Consider the following 21203-nt stretch of genomic DNA (forward strand, 5'->3'; position numbering starts at 1 on the left):
AAAAGCAATTATATCAAAAAACTAGGATAGAATTGACCGTTAAGGATCACCTAAAATAGTATTCGGTAAACTGAAATAAAAACCCCATATCTCAAGATTAATACCCATGAACGAACTGACACTAAATTGGACAGAAGCTGGTCAGTCCCGCACCCAAACCTTAAATGATCAAAAAACCTATCGGGTTGGACGAGATCCCACACGCTGCGATATTGTATTATCCCATCCTACGGTATCAGGATTACATATTGAAATTTTTTTTGATCCATCCAATCATAACTTTTATCTGAAAAATTTACGAGAAACTAACCCACCAATAATTAATAATCAAAAGTTAATAACGAGTGAGGTTATTTTAAATTCAGGGAATAACATACAATTGGGACAGCAGCAATTAGAAATAATTGCGGTTTCTTTTGAACATTTTTCAATTGCACCAACACTATTATTTTCCCCCGATGAACTAATATCAAAAGCTCCTGTTCATCTCAATCTTGTACAATATGGTTTACAGTGTCCTCAATGCGATCGCGTTTCCTCTTATGAACAGTTAAATATAGGTTGTCCTTGGTGTGGAACGTCCTTAGCAGCAGCAGTTAGTGTGGTTTTATCCACCCAATAGATAATAGATAAATCTCAAAAATAAAGACTAAAAAACGGATGCAAATTCGACTAAGTTGGCAAAATTTAGAAACAGGAGAATGGCGAACCCCGGTTCTAACCTTACCCATTGCATTAGGAAGGGTTTTTGAACGAATGCCTTCTACGGTGAATGGAGAAAAGGTTTCTCGGATTGTTTTAACGGGGGAAAGAGTCTCGCGTTTTCATGGGTTAATTACCCGGGAACAAGGAAACTTGATGCTAACAGATACCGGAAGCCGAAATGGAATTTTAGTAAATGGAATTGTTCAAACTCGTTGTTGTATTCAAGAGGGAGATACTTTACAAATTGGTGAATATAATATTACAATTTCTTTTATTACTAATACTTTTAACATTCCTAATCAAAAATTATCACAAATTTCCTTTAATCCTCAAACAGATTTACCCGTTCCCAATCTTTCTACTCCGACAATATCCTCATCAAATCAAGAGAGTTTCCCACCCCCATCCTTTCTCGATCCCGCTCAAGTTTCTTTAACCCAATTACAAGCCACAGGATTACCGATTGAGCAAATTGATTATCTAACTATTGGGGCAGGATTAGGGAGTTTTATTTGGGTTGATACCCTCAGAATTTCCGGGGTTAAATCTAATCAAATTATAGCGTTAGGAATGGAAAATAAACCCTATACTCGTTATCAAAGATTGTGTTCAAATTCCCAAATTCCTCCCCATGAAAGGTTGCGGTCTAATTCCGATTCCTGTCCCGATAATCTTTGGGGATGGCCGAGTTATGCCCTACGAGAATCCTATACAGAATGGTGTAAAGGCAAATTTTCCACCGCTTTAAATTTACTCTGGCAAGTGTTTTCTGAACCAACGTTTGCCCAGACCTATACCCCCCGTTCTGGTCATGTTTTTGATGCGATTGATCGAGAAGATAATCGGATTGAATGGTCAAAAATATATCGCTATGGCCGGGTAAAAAATATTAGAAAAACTACCGATGGACGTTATGCAATTGCCTATTCTTGTTCTACAGAAAATCGTCGAGATCATGGTTTTATTATTGCCCGATATGTTCATTTAGCGACGGGTTATCCCGCGATTCAATTTCTTCCAGATTTACAGACTTATCGAGAACAAACCCAAGATTTTAAATCCGTTGTCAATGCCTATGAATATCATCAACATATTTATGATCATTTAGAACAATCGGGGGGAATAGTAATTATCCGGGGTCGGGGAATTGTGGCTTCTCGAATTTTACAGCGTCTTTATGAAGCTAGATCTAAAAATTCTCAGATCCAAATTTTACATTTAATGCGATCGCCCAAAGCCCAAGGAAATCAATTTCAACAAGCAAAAAGAACCATTGAAAATCATTTTGAATTTCAACCCTTTAACTGGCCCAAAGCCTCTTGGGGCGGTGATTTACGCCAACAATTAGAATTAGCTAATCCCCAAGAACGATTACAACTCTTAGAACAGTGGGGAGGAACCACCACAGCTAACCGAAAAGACTGGCGAAATATTATTAATCAAGGACTGCGCCAAGGGTGGTATCGGATTACTTTTGGAACCGTTGAACAGGTGGAACCCAGTCCTACGGGTCGCACTTTAACAACCATTCGAGAACATGGGTTAAATGCTCACCTTGAGTTAGAGGCGGATTTTATTATTGATGCGACTGGATTAGAGGCAAAAGTCAATACAAATCCCTTATTAAAGGATTTAGTAGTTCATTATAATTTGCCATTAAATGCGTTAGGAAGATTGAGTGTAGCGAATGATTTTGAACTGGTGGAAATGCGGAATTCTACGGTATTAAATGATGCTGTAGGCGGTCGGATGTATGCCACGGGTGCAATTACTTTGGGGGGCCCCTATGCGGCCGTCGATAGCTTTTTGGGATTGCAATATGCGGCGTTAATTTCTTTGGAAAGTTTGGCTTCTATTTCTGCGCCGGGGTTAGGCAAATTAAAGGGATGGCGATCGCTCTTACAATGGTTTAAATGGGTGAATAATCAACCTCCCAACTAAAAATCCCAATTATTTATAATTACTCAGTTTTTTTGCCTGATTCGCCGAAAATTGGGGACTCAATTTGACTCCCCAATTCTGTAAAATGAAACAGCCTTACTGATTCAGGGGGGTAAGGGAGATCTGATATAGCAACCGCCAAGGCAGTTAAGACACCAGACGGATCTTGGAACCCAGACGGTAAAGTGTTTTCCCCCCTAGCCCCCCGTGCACGGGGGGTTTGGGGGGGCTGTTCCCTGTTATATCAGAAAAAATCAACTAACTTTCAGTTTTATAGCTTATTTTTAGCTGACATTTGATACCCACCGTCGGATATCTCGCCCCTATCTATTACCAACTGGACTTAACCACACCGGGTAATAATCCTGCGTGGGCCATTTCACGGATAACGTTACGAGACAATCCAAAATCCCGATAGAACCCTCTGGGACGTCCAGTTAACCAGCAACGGTTTCTGACACGGGTTCTGGAACTATCGCGGGGGAGTTGTTGGATTTTGCGGTGAATTTCCATTTTTTCCAATTGAGACCCAGCTTGCTCAAACTGGTCTTTCAGATCAGCGCGTTTTTCCGCATATTTTTCTACCGTTCTTTTGCGCTTATTATTGCGCTCAATCATGCTTTTTTTAGCCATATTAAGGCTGTTCTCCTTGTAAATAATTATTTATGCTAAAGCCAAGTTTTTTTCCTGCGCTGGGGACGGTTGATCCTTGAGCAGAGGGGCATAAATCAGACAATTCACAATTATAACACATTGGACTACGCGCTGTACAGACGGCCCGACCATGATAAATTAAGCGAATTGACCAATTTTCCCAGTCTTCCTGGGGAATCAAAGGCATTAGATCCCGCTCAATCCGAATTGGATCGCTATGGGTAGTCAGTCCTAGCCGTTGACTCAGCCGTTTAACATGGGTATCCACCGTCACCCCCATATTAATCCCATAGCCATGGGCTAACACCACGTTAGCGGTCTTACGAGCCACCCCTGGGAGTTCTAAGAGTTGTTCCATCACTTTTGGCGGTTGTCCCTCGTATTTTTCCGCCAACAGTTGACAGGAGCCTTGTATATGGCGGGCTTTGTTCCGATAGAACCCCGTTGACCTGACTAGGGTTTCCAGTTCCGTAATATCGGCTTTGGCTAAACTTTGGGCGTCGGGAAACCGAGCAAATAGAGCCGGAGTCACTTGATTTACCCGTTCATCTGTGCATTGAGCCGATAGAATTGTGGCGACTAATAATTGCACCGGAGTTTGATAATTTAAACTACAGGTTGCATCGGGATACAAGCGTTTTAGTCGTAATAAAATTTCCAAGGCGCGTTGTTTTGGGTTACGCTTTTTCTGAGTCACCATATTAATTATTTACTGTTGAAATAGCGATCGCACCCAACTTAAATCCGTTAAATTAATCGTATCTCGAATAATCAAGAAAACCCCTAATCCTAATAACAACATCAAACCCGTTTGCATCACATTTTCTTGAATTTTCTCAGGTAAGGGTTTACCACTCAGGGCTTCAAATAACAAAAAGGCTAGCTGACCGCCATCTAAAGCCGGAAGGGGTAGAATATTAATGAAGGCTAAGTTAATACTAATTAACGCCGCAAATTGCAACAAATTCCATGGATCGGAACGGGCAATATCGGCCCCAAATTTGACAATTCCCACCGGGCCAGATAGCTGTTCTGCGGTTTCACTAAATCGACTAATCAGTTGTCCAAAACCAGATGCAGTTAAGTTAATAATCCGTTGAAATTCCGTTGCACCCTTGCTTAATGCTTCAATTGGGTTCGCAGCCCGATGACGAACAATAGTGCCATTCGCGGTTAACTGTACTCCAATCCGACCTTTCCCATCACTTGCTAAATCGGGAACCAGGTTAACAGATACCAGTTGATCCTGTCTTTTAATCTGTACTGATAAAGGTTGATTCGGATGGGTTTGAATAGCTGCAATTAAGGTTTTAATCGAAGTTTCAGAAGCCCCTAATTCCTGACCATCCACTGCCAAAATAATATCTTTAGATTCAATTCCAGCCCGATGAGCGGCGGAATCAACATTTTGAGTAACTTCTGCAACTTTTACACCAGGTTCCTGATTAAAACTGGGAACCCCAATAATTCCAATTTGAGTCACCAATAATAAATAGGCAAAAATCAAATTAGCAATCACCCCGGCACTAATCACAATTGCACGATCTAAAACCGGACGATTACTGAGTAAATTCGGATCATTTTTGGGAATGGTACTCTCAGGATCATCATCGGGAAATCCCACATATCCCCCTAATGGTAAACCTCTAATTGCATATTCTGTTTCTGACCCTTGATATTTCCATAATATCGGGCCAAAGCCAATAGAAAAGCGATTAACATGGATATGCTGGAAACGGGCGGCTAAAAAATGTCCCAGTTCATGAACGAAAATCAACACCGCAAGAACGGCGATCGCTGCCAATATTGACATGAATAAATCCTGTAAAACGACAATTGAGCGGTTCTAACCATTCTAATATCAGAACTCAGTTGTTGGGTATTAAGAATTGGTTTAACAACGGTAGTATGATAATCACAACGGGAGAAATTCAACGATTGACCCAAAAACCCATCGTCACCCGAAAACCGAAACCTGATACTGAACATGACAACGACCCTTTCTCATACTCCCCTGTATAACGTCTCCGTTGAACTGAATGGCCGCATGGTGCCCTTCGCAGGTTGGGAAATGGCGGTTCAATTTAGCGGAATTAACCTAGAACATCAAGCTGTCCGTCAAGCGGTGGGAATGTTTGATATCTCCCACATGGGCAAATTTGTTCTGCGCGGGGAAAAACTCATCGAAGCCTTACAATCCCTTGTCCCTTCGGATTTGAGCCGTTTACAGCCAGGTGAAGCCCAATATAGCGCCCTTTTAAATGCCCAGGGGGGAATTTTAGACGATATTATTTTTTATGATCAGGGGATTGACCCGGTAACGAATCTGCCGCAAGGGGTGATGATTGTGAATGCGGCGACAAAATCCCGTGATAAAGCTTGGATTATTGCCCATATTGAGGATCAGGCGATAGTATTAGAAGACTTATCGCGAGATAAAGTCCTATTAGCGGTTCAAGGGCCCCAGGCTGAAGCCACATTACAGCCTTTTGTCGGGGATAGTCTTTCTGAAGTTAAATTTTTTGGTCATATTACCACCACCGTACTCGGAAAACCAGCCTTCATTGCCCGCACCGGATACACCGGAGAAGATGGTTTTGAAGTCATGGTTGCTCCTTCTGTTGGTGTGGAATTATGGAAAAGTTTAGCCACTGCGGGGGTAATTCCCTGTGGTTTAGGTGCTAGAGATACCCTGCGTTTAGAAGCGGCAATGGCTTTATATGGACAAGATATTAGTTTAACTACTACTCCCTTAGAAGCGGGTTTAAATTGGATTATTCATTGGGAAACTAAAGGAAAATTTATTGGTCGTCAAGCTTTAGAACAGCAAAAAGCTGCCGGAGTAACTCAAAAATTAGTGGGTTTAGAAATGCAAGGACGACATATTGCTCGTCACGGATATCCGGTTTTATTTAATGGTCAAACCGTGGGAGAAATTACCAGTGGAACCCTATCACCAACGTTAGGAAAAGCCATTTCTATGGCCTATGTTCCCACAGCATTATCCAAAATTGGTCAATCTTTAGATATTGAAATTCGGGGCAAAACCTACCCAGCAACGGTGGTTAAACGTCCCTTCTATCGTTCTCCTAATCGTCCCAAAAACCCAAAAACCTAAGCCCTCGTTGTTGCGCTTTAGCGCTCTTAGGAGGGGCTAAAGCCCAACAACAAAGTTTATTTATGAAAATTGCAATCTTATCCCAGGATGGTTCCCTATATTCTACTAGAAGAATCAGGCAAGCAGGGGAACAACGGGGGCATGAGATAGAAATTATTGATTATTTAAGATGTCATATTTCACTTAGTTCCCAGAGTCCCACTGTGATTTATGAAGGCAGATATTTAAAAGAATTTGATGCAATTATTCCCAGAATTGGCGCGTCAAAAACCTTTTATGGAACGGTGATTGTCCGTCAATTTGAACTAATGGGAATATTGACTTTGAATGAATCCCAAGCTATTGCTCGTTCCCGTGATAAATTAAATGCGTTACAAAGTTTAGCTAAAGAAGGGATTCATTTACCTAAAACCGGATTTACTACTTCTATTAAGGATATTGATAGTTTAATTCAACAGGTGGGGGGTGCGCCTTTAATTATTAAATTATTGGAAGGAACTCAAGGGATGGGGGTAATTTTAGCTGACACCTATCAATCGGCTAAATCAATTATTGAAGCGTTTCAAGGGTTAAATATTGATGTTTTAGTTCAGGAATTTATTCCTGAAGCGGATGGGGAAGATTTACGCTGTTTAGTGATTGGTGATAAAGTTGTGGCGACAATGAAACGCATCAGTAACCCTGGAGAATTTCGAGCTAATTTACATCGAGGTGGGAAAGCAGAAAATGTTAAATTAACCGCAGAAGAACGAAATATGGCGATTAAATCCGCAAAAGTGATGGGATTAAAATTAGCAGGAGTTGATTTGATTCGTTCCCATCAAGGGCCATTGGTTTTAGAGGTGAATTCATCCCCCGGACTGGAGGGAATTGAAACCGTTACGGGTATTGATATTTCCGATAAAATTATTGAATGTTTGGAGAAAAATGCGATGAAAAGAAAAACACAAAAAATGGAGAATAAAAAATGAAATAAATGTTCTGATTGTCTGTTAAAATTATTAACAACGGAGGTAAATACAATGGCACTCACAGCCCAACAAATCGCAGATTTAATGCCGGATACGAGTCAATTAGAAAGTGATGAACCGGAAATGGAAAGTTCTTTACATTATTTACAATTAGCCTTGTTATCTTCTTGTTTAGATTGGCTCTGGCGAGATCGAGAGGATTATTTTATTGGAGCCAATTTAACTATTTATTATAGTCAACAACAACTCAAAAATCGAGAGTTTAGAGGCCCAGACTTTTTTGTTGCTAAAAATACGGCAAAACGTCCTCGTCGCTCTTGGGTTGTCTGGCAAGAAGATGGTAAATATCCCGATATAATTATAGAATTACTCTCGGATTCTACAGCAAAAATTGATCGAGGAGAAAAGAAAAATCTGTATCAAAATCGGTTTAGAACCCCGGAATATTTCTGGTTTTCTCCCGAAGATTTAGAGTTAGCTGGATTTCGCTTAAGTGGTGAGGAGTATGAACCCATTTTACTGAATGAATCGGGGTTATTATGGAGTCATGTATTAGGATTATATTTGGGAATTTATCACAATCAATTGCGTTATTTTAGTGCAGCCGGGGAATTAATTGCCACCCCACAAGAAGCCGCACTTCAATCTCAAATCTTAGCTGAAACCGAACGTCAACGGGCTGAAACCGAACACCAACGGGCTGAAACCGAACGTCAACGGGCTGAAACCGAACACCAACGGGCTGAACGTTTAGCAGAAAGACTCCGAGCATTAGGAATTAATCCCGACTAATGTAGTAGAGACGTTGCATGAAAAGTCTAATTTAGTAGAGACATTGTATACAACCTCTCTACAGAGGTGTTTTTACCCAAATAAAACCCTTAAGATGAGGAAGGCAGGTTATAATTTGTTACCGAAGTTAGCAAAACTTAAGTTTTATGAGTAAACCCGCCGTGAATTCGTTTTTTGTAGGCCGTGCCTTAGCTGAAGGACTATACGAACAACTGGGAAATAGTCTGACCAACGCTTTGAGTGAACTCGGAAAATTTGAGGCCGAACAGAAAGAGCATCTACGCTCATTTACCCAACAGGTGATGGAACGCGCCACCCAAGAAGTGGCAACCGTTGTTGGCGATAGTAACTTTCCCACCTCTAACAGTGAACCCGTAGACTTACAGGCTACTATTGACGAACTGCGGGCCGAAGTTGCGGAATTACGCTCCGAACTGCAACAGTACCGTAATCGTACCGTTTAAACTCTTTTGTAGTCAAAATACGCGCTTATTGGGTTAACTTCATTGTGGAAACGGTTGTGTCAGTTCCTGTTGATAATTCAGTTCGTGGTTCTGGTTCAGAACCACGAATAAATCCGCCTTTAGTCACTCCTCCCGGCAAAAATTATGGGGGAAAAGCCTACCGTTGGAACCGCAAAAATTATTCCCGTCAACGACGTTTTATTGATATTTGGACGTTTGTTCTGACGTGGTTAACTTGGTTGTGGGTCGATGGTAAAAAATGGAGTTACTGGGGCGGTTTTACCGAAGATAAAAAAAATGCTCGTCGTCGAGCGCAAGCGATTTGGGTAAGGGAAACCTTTTTAGATTTAGGGCCAACTTTTATTAAAGTCGGACAATTATTTTCCACCCGGGCTGATTTATTCCCCGTTGAATATGTAGAAGAACTTTCCAAACTCCAAGATAAAGTTCCGGCTTTTAGCTATGAACAAAGTGAAGAAATTATTCAAGAAGATCTGGGTAAAACCGTTCAAAATTTATTCCAGAATTTTGATCCAATTCCCCTAGCTGCCGCCAGTTTAGGCCAAGTTCATAAAGCCCAACTCCATTCGGGTGCAGACGTGGTGGTTAAGGTTCAGCGCCCCGGACTAAAAAAATTATTTGAAATTGATTTAGCGATTTTGCGAGGCATTGCTCGTTATTTCCAAAATCATCCCCGTTGGGGAAAAGGTCGAGATTGGGTCGGAATTTATGACGAATGTTGTCGGATTTTATGGTTAGAAATAGACTACCTGAATGAAGGTCGAAATGCCGATACATTTAGGCGTAATTTCCGCAGTTTTAATTGGGTGAAAGTGCCGAGGGTTTCTTGGCAATATACCTCCCCCCGAGTTCTGACTTTAGAGTATCTTCCGGGGATTAAAATTAGTAATTATGAAGCCTTAGAAGCATCGGGACTCGATCGCAAAGAACTCGCAGAAATGGGGGCAAAAGCCTATTTAGAACAACTCCTTAACCATGGCTTTTTCCATGCCGATCCCCACCCAGGTAATATTGCGGTGAGTCCTGGGGGAGAATTGATTTTCTATGATTTTGGCATGATGGGACAAATTACCTCCAATCTGCGGGAAAAACTCATGGAAACCCTATTTGGAATTACTCAAAAAGATGGTGATCGGGTGGTTAAATCCTTAATTGCCATGGGAGCGATCGCCCCCACCGGAGATATCGGGCCAGTGCGTCGGTCGGTTCAGTATATGCTGGACAACTTTATGGATCAACCCTTTGAAAATCAATCCATTGCCTCCATTAGTGATGATTTGTACGAAATTGCTTATGACCAACCGTTTCGTTTTCCCGCAACCTTTACCTTTGTGATGCGGGCATTTTCCACTTTAGAAGGAGTCGGAAAAGGACTCGACCCCGAATTTAACTTTATGGAGGTGGCACAGCCTTTTGCCATGCAGCTTATGTCTAATGGAAATCTTCCCAATACTGCCAATAGTATTTTTAATGAATTCAGTCGCCAAGCGGTTCAAGTCGGTTCCTCGGCCTTCGGTTTACCAGGACGCATTGAAGATACCCTGGAAAAACTTGAACAAGGAGATCTGCGAATGCGGGTTCGTCTAGCGGAAACCGACCGGGCATTAAGACGGATGAGTAATGTGCAAATGGGGACGAATTACACCGTCTTGATCGCTGCCTTGACTCTATCGGCGACACTGTTATTCATTAGTGATAAAGTGGGATTAGCTCTGTTTGTAGTATTCTTAGCTGTTGCTCTGGGGATTGCTTTCTTAAGGCTGTTACGCCGGATTGATCGCTTGGATCGGATGATGTAAATGTCTCCTGTACTCGTCATCTGTCTTGTAAAGCTTTGCAGTGATCCCCAGGGGTGGATATAAGAAAATTTGATAACCCAATCCGCTTGGGAGCTAGAGGTCAATCTTTAACTTGTTTATGAAACGTTATTTTGCTGGAATGACGGATACGGGCAATGTTCGTAACGTCAACCAAGATGCTTACTATATTGATCCTGATGGCCGTTTTTTTATTGTCGCCGATGGCATGGGTGGACACGCAGGCGGCCAGGAAGCCAGTCTGATTGCTACTAAAACCATTAAAGAACATATTCTTGAGCATTGGGATAGTTCTGAAGCATCCCAAACTATCCTCAAAAATGCCTTTGTCGCCGCCAATAAAGCACTTTTAGAGGATCAGCAACAACATCCTGAACGCTCAGACATGGGAACAACGGCGGTTGTGGCTTTATTCCGAGATCCCGATAGTCCTTGGTTTGCCAATGTCGGGGATTCCCGTTTATATCGTTTACGGGGACATCAATTAGAACAAATTACAGAAGATCAGACTTGGGTAGCTCAAGCGGTTAAATCCTCCCGTCTCAAGCAAGATGAGGCTCGCACCCATCCTTGGCGTCATGTTTTATCCCAGTGTTTGGGACGCGAAGATCTCTCGGAAATTGAGATTGATCAGATGGATGTCCAGTCGGGAGATCGCCTATTGTTATGTAGTGATGGCTTGACCGAAGAACTCTCGGACGGGGTGATTGCTTCCAACCTGAAATCAATTCGAGCTTGCGATACCGCAGCTACGGCTTTAATTAAAGCGGCTAAAGATCGGGAGGGCAAGGATAATATTACGGTGATTGTGGTCGCGATTGAGTGAACTATCATAGTTAATCCCATGCGTGTGATTGGTTTGATTAGTGGAACTTCAGTGGATGGGATTGACGGGGCCCTGGTGGAGATTTCGGGTTCCCCAGGGGATTGGCATTTAGAATTGCTGGCGGGGACAACCCTCCCCTATCCGGTGGACTTGCGATCGCAAATTTTGGACGTATGTGCTGGAAAGTCTCTATCCATGTCCGAACTGGCTGAATTAGATGATGCGATCGCCACGGTTTTTGCCGATGCTGCCTTAAGTTTACAACAGTCCTCTGAACCTGCGGAACTGATTGGCTCCCACGGTCAAACTGTATTTCATCGTCCCCCCCAAAATCATCAACTGGGTTACAGTCTGCAACTCGGACGGGGAGAGCTAATCGCCCAGTTAACGGGTTTAACCACCGTCAGTAATTTTCGGGTAGCGGATATTGCCGCCGGAGGTCACGGCGCCCCCCTAGTTCCAATTCTCGATACCTATTTCCTCCGCCATCCCAACTATGATCGCTGCATTCAAAATTTGGGGGGTATTGGCAATGTCACCTATGTCCCGAAAACCGATAACCAGATTTTAGGCTGGGACACTGGGCCGGGAAATGCCTTAATAGATTTGGCCGTACAGTATTTTTCTGCGGGCGCTCAAACTTATGACCGGGACGGGGCTTGGGCGGCGACGGGAACCCCTTGTATGGCTCTGGTCGAAAGGTGGTTACAGCAGGATTTTTTTCAACAACCGCCCCCAAAATCGACGGGACGGGAATTATTTGGGGTGGACTATTGGCAACGTTGTTTAAGGGAAGCTGAACCCTATAATTTAAGTCCGGCGGATATTTTAGCTACCTTAACGGAATTAACCGTCGTTTCAATTCATCACAGTTATTGTCAATTTTTACCGGAATTACCCGATCAGATTTTATTATGTGGGGGAGGTAGCCATAACCACTATTTACAACAGCGTTTACAAACTTTATTCGCCCCAATTCCAGTTTTTTCCACTTCTGAACTAGGCTTAAATGCTGATTTTAAAGAGGCGATCGCTTTTGCGGTTTTAGCCTATTGGCGACTATTAGAAATTCCTGGGAATTTACCTTCGGTAACGGGCGCGGTTTCAGAGGTTTTATTGGGAGAAATTCACCCGGTCTTGACTCCTAATATGATACGATCCCAATCAATAAATTAAATCGACAAAATTTTTTCAATCTTGGTGCAAATAAAGGTGGCACTGTGGCTCACACATTTTTGATGGAATCTGGTCAATGGTTATTAGAAGGAAATTGGATCGACCGAGGCGAAATACCAATTGCCCTTCGCGGAAAAACAGTGGTTGCTTGGCATCAAAGCGACTGGTTCAGTATGGTGACAAAATTAGTTTTCCCCAATAGCGATCGCGAAGATATTATTTTACAGTATCGGGGAAGATTAGATGGTAATGAAAGAGAATATACCTTTGTTTTACAACATAGTCAACTTGGAAAAATTGAAGGCGAAGGTTTAATTAGCCCCGAATCAATTGTCCAACGTTATCGAGTTTTAGGAGATGAACGTCAACGTCGGAATGGTTTTGAAACCCTGAGAAAAGTTGACTCTAATCACTACTATTATTGCAGTGCAATCATGGCGGGCCATTCCCTAAATTTAATCAGTGTGGTGGAAGCGACCCTAGAACGTAAATCATAAATAGGAGTTCAGGGTTGATCTTGAATATCAATTTAACCCCAAGTCATTCGACCTCATCAGTTTGACGCCCCATTACCTTAACTTGTTTCCGATCAACGGAAAGAAGTGAAAGATAGAGGTCGCCGACTGCAATAGTTTCAAGGTCTACTCCTGAGCAAAATTTGGTTCGAGTCCCCAATGGTGTTTGAGAAAATGTTGATACATATTTTCTCTGACCATCATGTGTTCATAGAGATTAATCAAAAAATCCTGAGCCTGTTCTGGACTCATTTGACCGACTTGCATCTTGAAGGAGGTGAGGCTGAATTGTTGCTCAAGAGATAATTCTGCGGGTTGGTTCATGGGTGACTCCTTACGGGTTCTCCAGTATTATTAACAAGTGTAACAAGTATTTGACAAATTGTCCACTACCCTCTAGGAAGATATGTGTTGTTATGAAGATAGCAAATATTTTTAGAGATGGTGTAGCACAGGATACGAGTTTTCACAACAACGGCTAGAAATGCCAATACTCAATGATTGCGGAATCCTTTAATATAGATGTGTTAAAGTAATATAGAGGATTTGAAAATCTTATAAGGTTTTATCTTTGACTGATAAGGATGTGTAATTCAATATGACTCTTTCTAAGACTAATCAACCCAAGCCCTTGTGGAGTCGATTCCGTTTCCTGTCCTACGGTGTACTGGGTCTTATGATTTTTTATTTCAATTCGACTTGGGATTCTAATATTTTTGTGAAAGGATATTTAACACTCATAGAAGTACAAACTTCTATAGTTTTGTTATACTTTATGATAGCTAGGCTTTCCAAAAGCCCAACTCGTAAAATCGATCTCTAATTCCTACTGATTTGACTTTGATTAGTCTTTTGAATATTTTAAATTCAGGAGAATACCTCATGAAAAATAAATTTTTAGCCGCTTTACTCGCTTTCTTTTTAGGTGCATTTGGAATTCATAAGTTTTATTTAGGGGAAAATTTTGGCGGAATTCTCTATTTTTTATTTTCGTGGACTTTTATTCCTGCTATTCTCGCCTTCTTTGATTTTATGAGTTTATTATTAATGTCTGATCAAACCTTTGATGCTAGATTTAATCCGGGTCTAAATACCGCAGTTTTAAGGGGGAGTCATTCTCGAGAGGATGTTACGATCGCCATTTCTCAACTGAAAAAACTCTATGATCAAGATGCGATTACTGCCGAAGAATATGAAGAAAAACGTCGCAAATTATTAAATGAATTGTAAATATTAATAGGAGTGACATTCAAGGTGTCTAATCTATCCCAATGGTTTCAGAAAACCCCACAGTGGTTATACTGGTCTTTATTTCCCGTATTAGGAGGATTAGCCATTGTCTATGCGGGAAGTAAAACTAAAACTCAATCCTGGGTTTACATCGGTTTAGGGTTTGTAGCGACGGCTTTTATCTTATCAAATAGTTCGTTAAGTGGAATCATTTGGATTGCTCAAATTGCCACGGCGATCGCCCTAAAAAAAGAATTTCTAGCTAAAACCTATCCTAATTCTTTAACCAAATCCAATGAATCCAACCTGATTAAATTAATTGCTAAACATCGAGACAAAATTGATATCAATAATTGTTCTAAACATGAATTAGTTCATGGCTTAGATTTACCGATTGTTTATGCTAATGAAATTGAAGAAATGAAACGAGAGGGCTATAATTTCACGAGTTTAGAAGAACTTTCAGAATTAATTGGGATTCCTGAAGCTACTTTAACACGCATTGAACCTCTAGTTTCATTTGGTTTTGATATAAACAAAGAGATTCATCATTCCTGGCGACGGTTAAATGTTTTATCCATAGATGAATTAGTGAGTTTAGGACTCCATATCAACGCGGCTAAAATCGTTGTTTTAGAACGTAAAAAGCGTGGGAGTTATAAATCTTTTCTGGATTTTAAAAAACGGACAGAACTCCCCTTACATTTATATCGACATCTTTTGTAATTAAAATTTACAATTGTAGAGATATTCATATTTATTATGCAGATAATGAATAAATGGATCAATTTTCAGGGGAGAACCCGTCACCTGTTCCATTAATTCTGATGTGGTAAATTTTCGACCATGTTGATAAATATTTTGTTGCAACCATTCTAATAACCGCTTCACACTTCCCCGTTCAATTTCAAAAGGAATTTCAGGATCAAAACTAATGATAGTATGATAAATTTGAGCCGCCATTAAATTCCCTAACGTATAACTTTGAAACATTCCCCCAATTAGTCCAATATACCAATGTACATCCTGTAATACGCCCTCAATATCTGTTGTTGGAATCACCCCTAAATCTTTTTTATATCGCTCATTCCAAGCTTCAGGTAAATCGGAAATGGCTAATTTTCCCTCCAACATTGCTAACTCTAAATCAAACCGAATCATAATATGTAAATTATAGGTAACTTCATCGGCATCGGTACGAATTAAAGAAGGAGTAACTTTATTAATTGCTTGATAAAACTGATTAGTTGTAACTTGTCCTAACTGCCGCATAAACACCCCCTGTAACCGAGGATAAAACCATTCCCAAAACCCGCGACTGCGACCGATGACATTTTCCCATAAACGAGCTTGACTTTCGTGCAAACCAGAGGAAGCACCCCCCGCTAAGGGAGTACCTTCTAACTCCAGTGCAATTCCCTGTTCATAGAGGGCATGACCCGCCTCATGAATGGTACTAAATAAGGCTTGTTCCAGATGGTGTTCATAAACACGGGTAGTAATTCTAACATCATCAATCGAGAATTTCGTCATAAACGGATGCAAGGTTTTGTCTTGACGTCCTCGATTTAAGTCGTACCCCAAAGATCGAATTACCCCAAGACTAAACTTAATCTGCTCTTTAGGAGAGAAATTTTGATGTAAACAAGAGTTGTTTAACGGAACACAACTACCAATATCTTCTACGATCGCAACTAATTGTTCACGCAGAGGTTCAAATAGCGATCGCACCTTTGCCACCGTCATCCCCTGATCCTGTTGATCAATTAAGGGATCGGCTATGTGTTCATACCCTGGAAAACACAAGGCATATTCCTGACTCAATTCTAAAGTGGTTTTTAAATAAGGTTGAACAATAGCAAAATTTTGGGCTTCCCGTGCTTTAGCCCAGGCATCATAGCAGGCAGATTGATGCTGGGATATCTGTGCCATCAGCTTTGAAGGAACCCGTACCGCTCGCTGATAATCTCGACAGGTGACACGAATTAAACTGGCTTCTAGGGAGGGATAGAGACGGTTAGCTTCCTCCGTCCGTAAGTCTTCTAAGAGTTCTCCCAAAACCGGATCGGTGAATTTTTCATGGGCGAGGCGGCGTAATGTGGCCATTTGTCGCCCTCTGGCCGGAGCACCCCCAGGCGGCATATAGGTGGCTTGATCCCAATACAACAGGGAAATTGCCGATTTAATATCGTTAATCTCCGTGAGGCGATTAAGTAGTTCTGTGTATTTGGGGTTTGGAGAGGAAGAAACGGACATGAGGAAACCGATAAATCGGATGGTCTAATTTAAGAACAGCTTAGTCGATGTTGGACAGATATTGATCAATCCACAGAATTATTTTAAGAAAAATGTCCCGTCAATGTCAAAAGCCTGGAAATCCATCAACCTTGGTATCAAGATTTTATAAACTCTACGAGAATATACGGATTTGTACTCATTAAAATGAACATTTTTACTTTTAATTAATCCCCATTTGATGTAAAATTTGATCGGTTTATTCAATCCTGTCATCAATAATATGTCATCCACACCTTCTATAGATGCTTCTAGTTCTATTTCTGCTGTGACTGAAACAGTTGAAAAAAGTCGTTTCCTCTTGACATTATGGGCAATGAGTTGTAAGGACGGAACGGTTAAAAAAAGTGAATTGACCAGTAAAGTTAAGCAAAAACGCAAGGGAAAAAAGATTGGTGTTTCTCAAAGTCTTTACGACGAACTGCAAGCGGCGGATGTAATCAAAATTTATAAACAAAATCAAACGCCTATGGTATCACTCACCGATACCGGAAAACAAATATTAATCGATTCGTTAATAAATCCTGACTTTGTGTTTGATGCAACTGTTGTGGCGTCTCGGTTAGCCAATGGGTTAATTGCGTTAATTCGAGAACTGCATCAAGGAGGAATTCCTCTAACATCTGTTAAACAAGTTACCATCGCTTCTTATGAGGAGTTTAAAGCGATCGCCCTTCAAGTGTATGATCAATTAAATAAAGATTATAATTACGATAACTTAGTCCCGATTTATCGCATTCGTCGGACTATCGGCGATCAAGTTAGTCGTTCACAGTTCAATGAATGGATGTTAGAAATGCAAGCTAATGATCTTGTTCAACTGATTGGAGGTAGTGTGGAAGATAGCGCACCAGACAAAATTGAAGATTCTATCAGCACCGAACTGGTCGGCTTATGTTGTTATGCTAAACGGTTATAAAGCTTTTCTAATGATTCCTTATTCACCCATTATTTTTGGTTAAATTATGACTGCTTCTGAGTTTAGTAAGGTTGACGATTTGATTCAGCAATATAACCCGTTTGCTGGACATACAGTGGTTAGAAGTTCTCAAGTTTGGGGCAAAAGTTTACCTGATGTCCCCTCAATTAATGCTCATGTTTCTGATACAGTTTTTGATGTGATTCATAAAATCAATCAAAATTCTATGCAAACTGTAGGAATTACAGTTGTTGGTGATCGAGGATTAGGCAAAACTCAAGTAATTAGTCGCATTCGCCATCATTATAAACAAACCGATCAAGTCTTGTTTATTTATATGGGAGAATATGGAGAAAAACTCTCTAAAATCAAAAGCAAATTTCTGGAAACCCTAACTTCTAGTTTAAGAGCTTATGGTCAATATGAAGGAATCATGCAATGGCAAGAAATAGCTGCCCATTTAATTAATGAAGCTAAAGGATGGAACTATACCGCAGAACAATATATTCAAAGATTTCCTGATTGGTTAAATAAACATTCAACTAAGGCTGTAGATCATTTTACAGACTTAATTTTTCCCAAACAAAATCAAATCATTGAAAATCCTTATATAATCAGAGCTATTTTATGGACACTTTCTCGTTCCCACGCCATCTATGCAACTTATTGGTTATCGGGGATGGAGTTAGCAGAAAGACAAGCTCAAGATATGGGATTACCCAACTTCAAAACTGGAGAAAAAGAAGTAGAATCTTTTAAGACAACTTGCCAAATTCTGAATTTAGTTAGTCAATATAAAATTCCGGTTATCTGTTTTGATGAACTTGATGCACCTTATATTGATGAGTTAACGGGTTTTTCCTTACCCCAAATCACTGCGAGTTTCGCTAAAGACTTATTCAATAATATTAAGCGAGGTTTATTGGTTCTGGCAATGTATGAACCCACTTGGTTACAGAATGTTAAATCTTTGCAACAAGCCGAAGCAGTTATCCATAGAATTGCGAGTTATCCTCAATTGGGAAAACCAATTTCTTTAAACTATTTAAAGCCAAATGATGTCATCGCATTAGTATCTCAATGGTTAAAGGAATTTTACACCCAGCATCAAGTTGTTCCTCCTCATCCTTTATATCCATTTACGGAAGCTCAACTGATAGAATTAGGGAAGCTAAGACCAAAGACTAGAGATGTTTTGGGTTGGTGTGCTTCCCAGTGGAAAAAAGACAAAATTGATTCTCTAGCTAACCTAGATATCGTTAAACCTGCTTTTGAAAACGAACTTGCAGAAATTAAACAGAAGATTACTGACCTTTTAGAAGACAGTGATCAACTTGCGGAAACCTTAGCTTTTAGCTTTGAACGCATTATTGGAAAAACGATTGAAAATGTCAAAATTGAAAGTATCCAAAGATTTAAACAGACAAACTGTTATCTTCATTTCAAAATTAATGGCATAGAAAACGATCAAGCTGTTAAAATTGGATTAGCTGTGATGCAACAATCAGGCGGAAATGCGCTTCAAGCCATTCTTAAACAACTTGGGGATTATCAAAGATTTGATTTAACGCGAGGGTGTTTAGTTCGATCTAAAACCATTGGCAAAACTGCCAGATTAGCACACAAATATCTCAACGAACTGCAAGACGAAAAAGGTGGAGAATGGGTTCGTATCCCAGAGAAAGATATTAAACCTTTATTAGCCATATACGCAGTTTACAAAAATCAAGAAAGTTATGGGTTAAAACCAGAACAAATTTTTGATTTTATCGAAAAATCAGAATTAGTGATCAAAAATTACATCATTTGTGAAATTCTGAGTGACCCTTCCGGTCAAGCACCCGATGGTTTAATTGATGAAGATATCCCCATTAGTATTCCTCCTAGTAGTGATGATCAAGATGTTCTTAAATCGCCCATTGATTTTGGGGGAAATTTTTTCAGTTGAAAAAAAAGGAAAAAGGAGAAAATCAACATCAATACCTATCATGAATCAGCTATCTATAGCAACAGCTTTCTGTTTACCCGCGCCTGATATTGAGGCTTTAAACCAAGGTCGAAATATCTTAGTAATGCCTAGAATATTTATGGGACAAGGGCGACTATTTGCCCTTTATCCGACGGATATAGAATTTAATTCCTTACCCTTAGAACAATATTATCGTCCGGGTTTTATTCCAATTGCTAAACAGAGTATTGCAGAACTCAATCAGGATAAAGTTAAAATTAAAGTTTGGGCAAAATGTGAACTTTGCCAAACATTGGATCAACCAGAGGAGTTTGAAACCTTATCAAAATTAACCGTTTGGACAGCAGCAGCCTTACACAAAACCCTAGAACAACGGGGTCATATTTTTCTGGCTTATTTTCGCGTTTATCGACTTCCCCAACCCCTAGAAATTGATCCAGTTTCTAATAGTCGGTTTATTTCCCTTCCCCATTCCATAATGGTTGATGAAAGTCAGGCAATTTTAGACGATAATAACTTTGAAAGACAATATCGAAAAATACTAAATCGTCAACCGCCTGAACATCCTGAATTAGAAGAATTAGAAAATGCGATCGCCCAATACCCCAATGATAATCTATCCCAAAAAGGACAAATCGGTTTACAACAATTAAAAGCAAATATCCATGATTTTTTGGGTTGGAAAACAGCATCTAGTTTAAAATCAAACCAGTTAGACTTAGAATGGATCAATAAAATAGCGGCATTAGGAAACCGAAGTAAAGAACTAGACGAAGGCAAAAGCAACTATCAAGCCGGAACAGACTTTGAGAATATTGTCAAACAAAGTTTGGAATTTTTAGGTTTTACTATAGACTATGCTCATAAAGGAGGTGCAGGTGGATTAGACTTATTTTGTTCAAAACCTTATCCGATTGTCGGCGAATGTAAAGCAGGCAAAAAAACCCCCAATGATACCGCAGTTCAACTCTTAAATTTAGGAACACTGCGTTTAAAGGATGAAAAACTGTTCAAAGACGCCATTAAATTAATTATAGGCCCTAGTGAACCTACTCAACAAATGAACGAGGCAGCAAAAGTACATAAGATGACAATTATTAATCCTGAAACATTAGAAAAACTCGTTAAACTCCAAGCTCAATATCCGGGTTCAGTTGACTTAATTGAACTCAAAGACTATTTTAAAAAAAAGAAAGGGGATCAAGAGGAATGGGGTCAAATGGATGATAACGAGGAATGGGGTCAAATGGATGATAACATAGATAAATATATTAAAATCGTGTTTAATCGTTTACAATTGCGATCGCATATTATTCAAGTGGTTAAAAACTATCTAAATAACGCTCAAATGACAGAAGCAACAGTTTCAGGAATTCATGGAACTTATTATTTTAATCCCCCTCAACCCTTATCACAAAAGCAACTCCATGAAATTCTGATCGAACTATCTTCCCCTCTAGCCGGGTATTTAGGACGAAACAGAGCAGATGATTGGCGCAATGATAGCTTTTATTATCTAAGAGAACTCATAGTAGACCAAAGCCAAGGTTTTGATTACAATTCGTAAAGTAGGTTGACATCAAACCCATTAGCTTGACTATGAACTACGCCATAACATCCAGTAACTTCCCCATTAACCTTGATTTCCTCCCCCCCGATGTCATCCCCTTCACCGGAAATAAATTAATTAGTGAGTTAAGGTACGGCTCAATAGTTCCATTTAGTATCAAAACTAATAATAATTGATCAAGTTATTATTTTTTCATTCGTTAACAGGAACATTTTGATTT

Annotated in this window: 20 protein-coding genes; 15 read left to right on the forward strand and 5 right to left on the reverse strand. The window is 40.1% G+C overall.

The window, feature by feature from the left end:
* The first annotated feature begins 106 nt into the window (after positions 1–106).
* Both AC559H_RS15860 and AC559H_RS15865 read left to right on the forward strand, forming a co-directional pair.
* A complete protein-coding gene (locus AC559H_RS15860) occupies positions 107–622 on the forward strand; it encodes an FHA domain-containing protein (RefSeq protein WP_026795972.1) in 516 nt (171 codons plus the stop codon).
* A 38-nt stretch (positions 623–660) separates the two neighbouring features.
* Positions 661–2646, forward strand: coding sequence for an FHA domain-containing protein (locus AC559H_RS15865; protein WP_026795973.1), 1986 nt, complete (start codon positions 661–663; stop codon positions 2644–2646).
* A gap of 330 nt (positions 2647–2976) precedes the next feature.
* Here AC559H_RS15865 and rpsN read toward each other — a convergent pair whose 3' ends face one another.
* Genes rpsN through rseP form a run of 3 tightly spaced genes read right to left on the reverse strand, consistent with a single transcriptional unit; the run spans position 2977 to position 5113 of the window.
* Positions 2977–3279: a 30S ribosomal protein S14 gene (rpsN, locus tag AC559H_RS15870; RefSeq protein WP_026785328.1), complete on the reverse strand. Its 303-nt coding sequence runs from the start codon at positions 3277–3279 to the stop codon at positions 2977–2979.
* A gap of 1 nt (position 3280) precedes the next feature.
* Positions 3281–4000, reverse strand: a complete 720-nt coding sequence (gene nth, locus AC559H_RS15875; RefSeq protein WP_051319671.1) for an endonuclease III — start codon at positions 3998–4000, stop codon at positions 3281–3283.
* Positions 4001–4009: 9 nt separating this feature from the next.
* Complete coding sequence (gene rseP / locus AC559H_RS15880) at positions 4010–5113, reverse strand: RIP metalloprotease RseP (protein WP_026785326.1); 1104 nt, start codon at positions 5111–5113, stop codon at positions 4010–4012.
* Positions 5114–5287: 174 nt separating this feature from the next.
* On the opposite strand from rseP, the gene gcvT reads away from it, so the two are divergent.
* The 8 genes from gcvT to AC559H_RS15920 all read left to right on the forward strand — a co-directional run bounded on the left by gcvT (position 5288) and on the right by AC559H_RS15920 (position 12982).
* Positions 5288–6418, forward strand: coding sequence for a glycine cleavage system aminomethyltransferase GcvT (gene gcvT / locus AC559H_RS15885; protein ID WP_026795974.1), 1131 nt, complete (start codon positions 5288–5290; stop codon positions 6416–6418).
* 62 nt (positions 6419–6480) lie between these two features.
* A complete protein-coding gene (gene rimK / locus AC559H_RS15890; protein WP_026785324.1) occupies positions 6481–7389 on the forward strand; it encodes a 30S ribosomal protein S6--L-glutamate ligase in 909 nt (302 codons plus the stop codon).
* A gap of 51 nt (positions 7390–7440) precedes the next feature.
* Complete coding sequence (locus tag AC559H_RS15895; protein ID WP_026785323.1) at positions 7441–8181, forward strand: Uma2 family endonuclease; 741 nt, start codon at positions 7441–7443, stop codon at positions 8179–8181.
* A gap of 146 nt (positions 8182–8327) precedes the next feature.
* Entirely contained in the window at positions 8328–8645 is a 318-nt protein-coding gene (locus tag AC559H_RS15900; RefSeq protein ID WP_026795975.1) for a DUF6825 family protein, read from the forward strand.
* 56 nt (positions 8646–8701) lie between these two features.
* A complete protein-coding gene (locus tag AC559H_RS15905) occupies positions 8702–10465 on the forward strand; it encodes an ABC1 kinase family protein (RefSeq protein ID WP_026795976.1) in 1764 nt (587 codons plus the stop codon).
* Positions 10466–10583: 118 nt separating this feature from the next.
* The gene (locus AC559H_RS15910; protein WP_026785320.1) at positions 10584–11309 is read left to right on the forward strand and encodes a PP2C family protein-serine/threonine phosphatase; all 726 of its coding nucleotides are present in this window, start codon (positions 10584–10586) and stop codon (positions 11307–11309) included.
* 18 nt (positions 11310–11327) lie between these two features.
* Entirely contained in the window at positions 11328–12485 is a 1158-nt protein-coding gene (locus tag AC559H_RS15915; RefSeq protein WP_036832992.1) for an anhydro-N-acetylmuramic acid kinase, read from the forward strand.
* 44 nt (positions 12486–12529) lie between these two features.
* Positions 12530–12982 (forward strand): hypothetical protein, encoded by a 453-nt coding sequence (locus AC559H_RS15920; protein ID WP_026795978.1) that lies wholly within the window; start codon positions 12530–12532, stop codon positions 12980–12982.
* Positions 12983–13126: 144 nt separating this feature from the next.
* On the opposite strand, the gene AC559H_RS15925 is transcribed toward AC559H_RS15920, so the two are convergent.
* On the reverse strand, positions 13127–13324 hold the full coding sequence (locus tag AC559H_RS15925) for an NblA/ycf18 family protein (RefSeq protein WP_026785317.1): 198 nt from the start codon (positions 13322–13324) through the stop codon (positions 13127–13129).
* A 558-nt stretch (positions 13325–13882) separates the two neighbouring features.
* Between AC559H_RS15925 and AC559H_RS15930 the strand changes: the two genes are divergently transcribed.
* Both AC559H_RS15930 and AC559H_RS15935 read left to right on the forward strand, forming a co-directional pair.
* Entirely contained in the window at positions 13883–14230 is a 348-nt protein-coding gene (locus AC559H_RS15930) for an NINE protein (protein ID WP_026785316.1), read from the forward strand.
* A gap of 24 nt (positions 14231–14254) precedes the next feature.
* Positions 14255–14956, forward strand: coding sequence for a helix-hairpin-helix domain-containing protein (locus AC559H_RS15935; protein ID WP_026795979.1), 702 nt, complete (start codon positions 14255–14257; stop codon positions 14954–14956).
* Here AC559H_RS15935 and AC559H_RS15940 read toward each other — a convergent pair whose 3' ends face one another.
* Positions 14957–16486 carry a carboxypeptidase M32 gene (locus AC559H_RS15940; RefSeq protein ID WP_026795980.1) on the reverse strand — a complete coding sequence of 510 codons (1530 nt, stop codon included), beginning with the start codon at positions 16484–16486 and terminating at the stop codon, positions 14957–14959.
* A 262-nt stretch (positions 16487–16748) separates the two neighbouring features.
* On the opposite strand from AC559H_RS15940, the gene AC559H_RS15945 reads away from it, so the two are divergent.
* The 3 genes from AC559H_RS15945 to AC559H_RS15955 are packed head-to-tail and all read left to right on the forward strand — an operon-like array spanning position 16749 to position 20980.
* A complete protein-coding gene (locus AC559H_RS15945; protein ID WP_051319672.1) occupies positions 16749–17444 on the forward strand; it encodes a hypothetical protein in 696 nt (231 codons plus the stop codon).
* A gap of 46 nt (positions 17445–17490) precedes the next feature.
* Positions 17491–19392: a hypothetical protein gene (locus tag AC559H_RS15950; RefSeq protein WP_036832998.1), complete on the forward strand. Its 1902-nt coding sequence runs from the start codon at positions 17491–17493 to the stop codon at positions 19390–19392.
* 40 nt (positions 19393–19432) lie between these two features.
* A complete protein-coding gene (locus AC559H_RS15955) occupies positions 19433–20980 on the forward strand; it encodes a DUF1802 family protein (protein WP_026795982.1) in 1548 nt (515 codons plus the stop codon).
* Positions 20981–21203: the final 223 nt, after the last annotated feature.

Source organism: Planktothrix prolifica NIVA-CYA 540 (assembly GCF_963864145.1).
GTDB classification, from domain to species: domain Bacteria; phylum Cyanobacteriota; class Cyanobacteriia; order Cyanobacteriales; family Microcoleaceae; genus Planktothrix; species Planktothrix agardhii.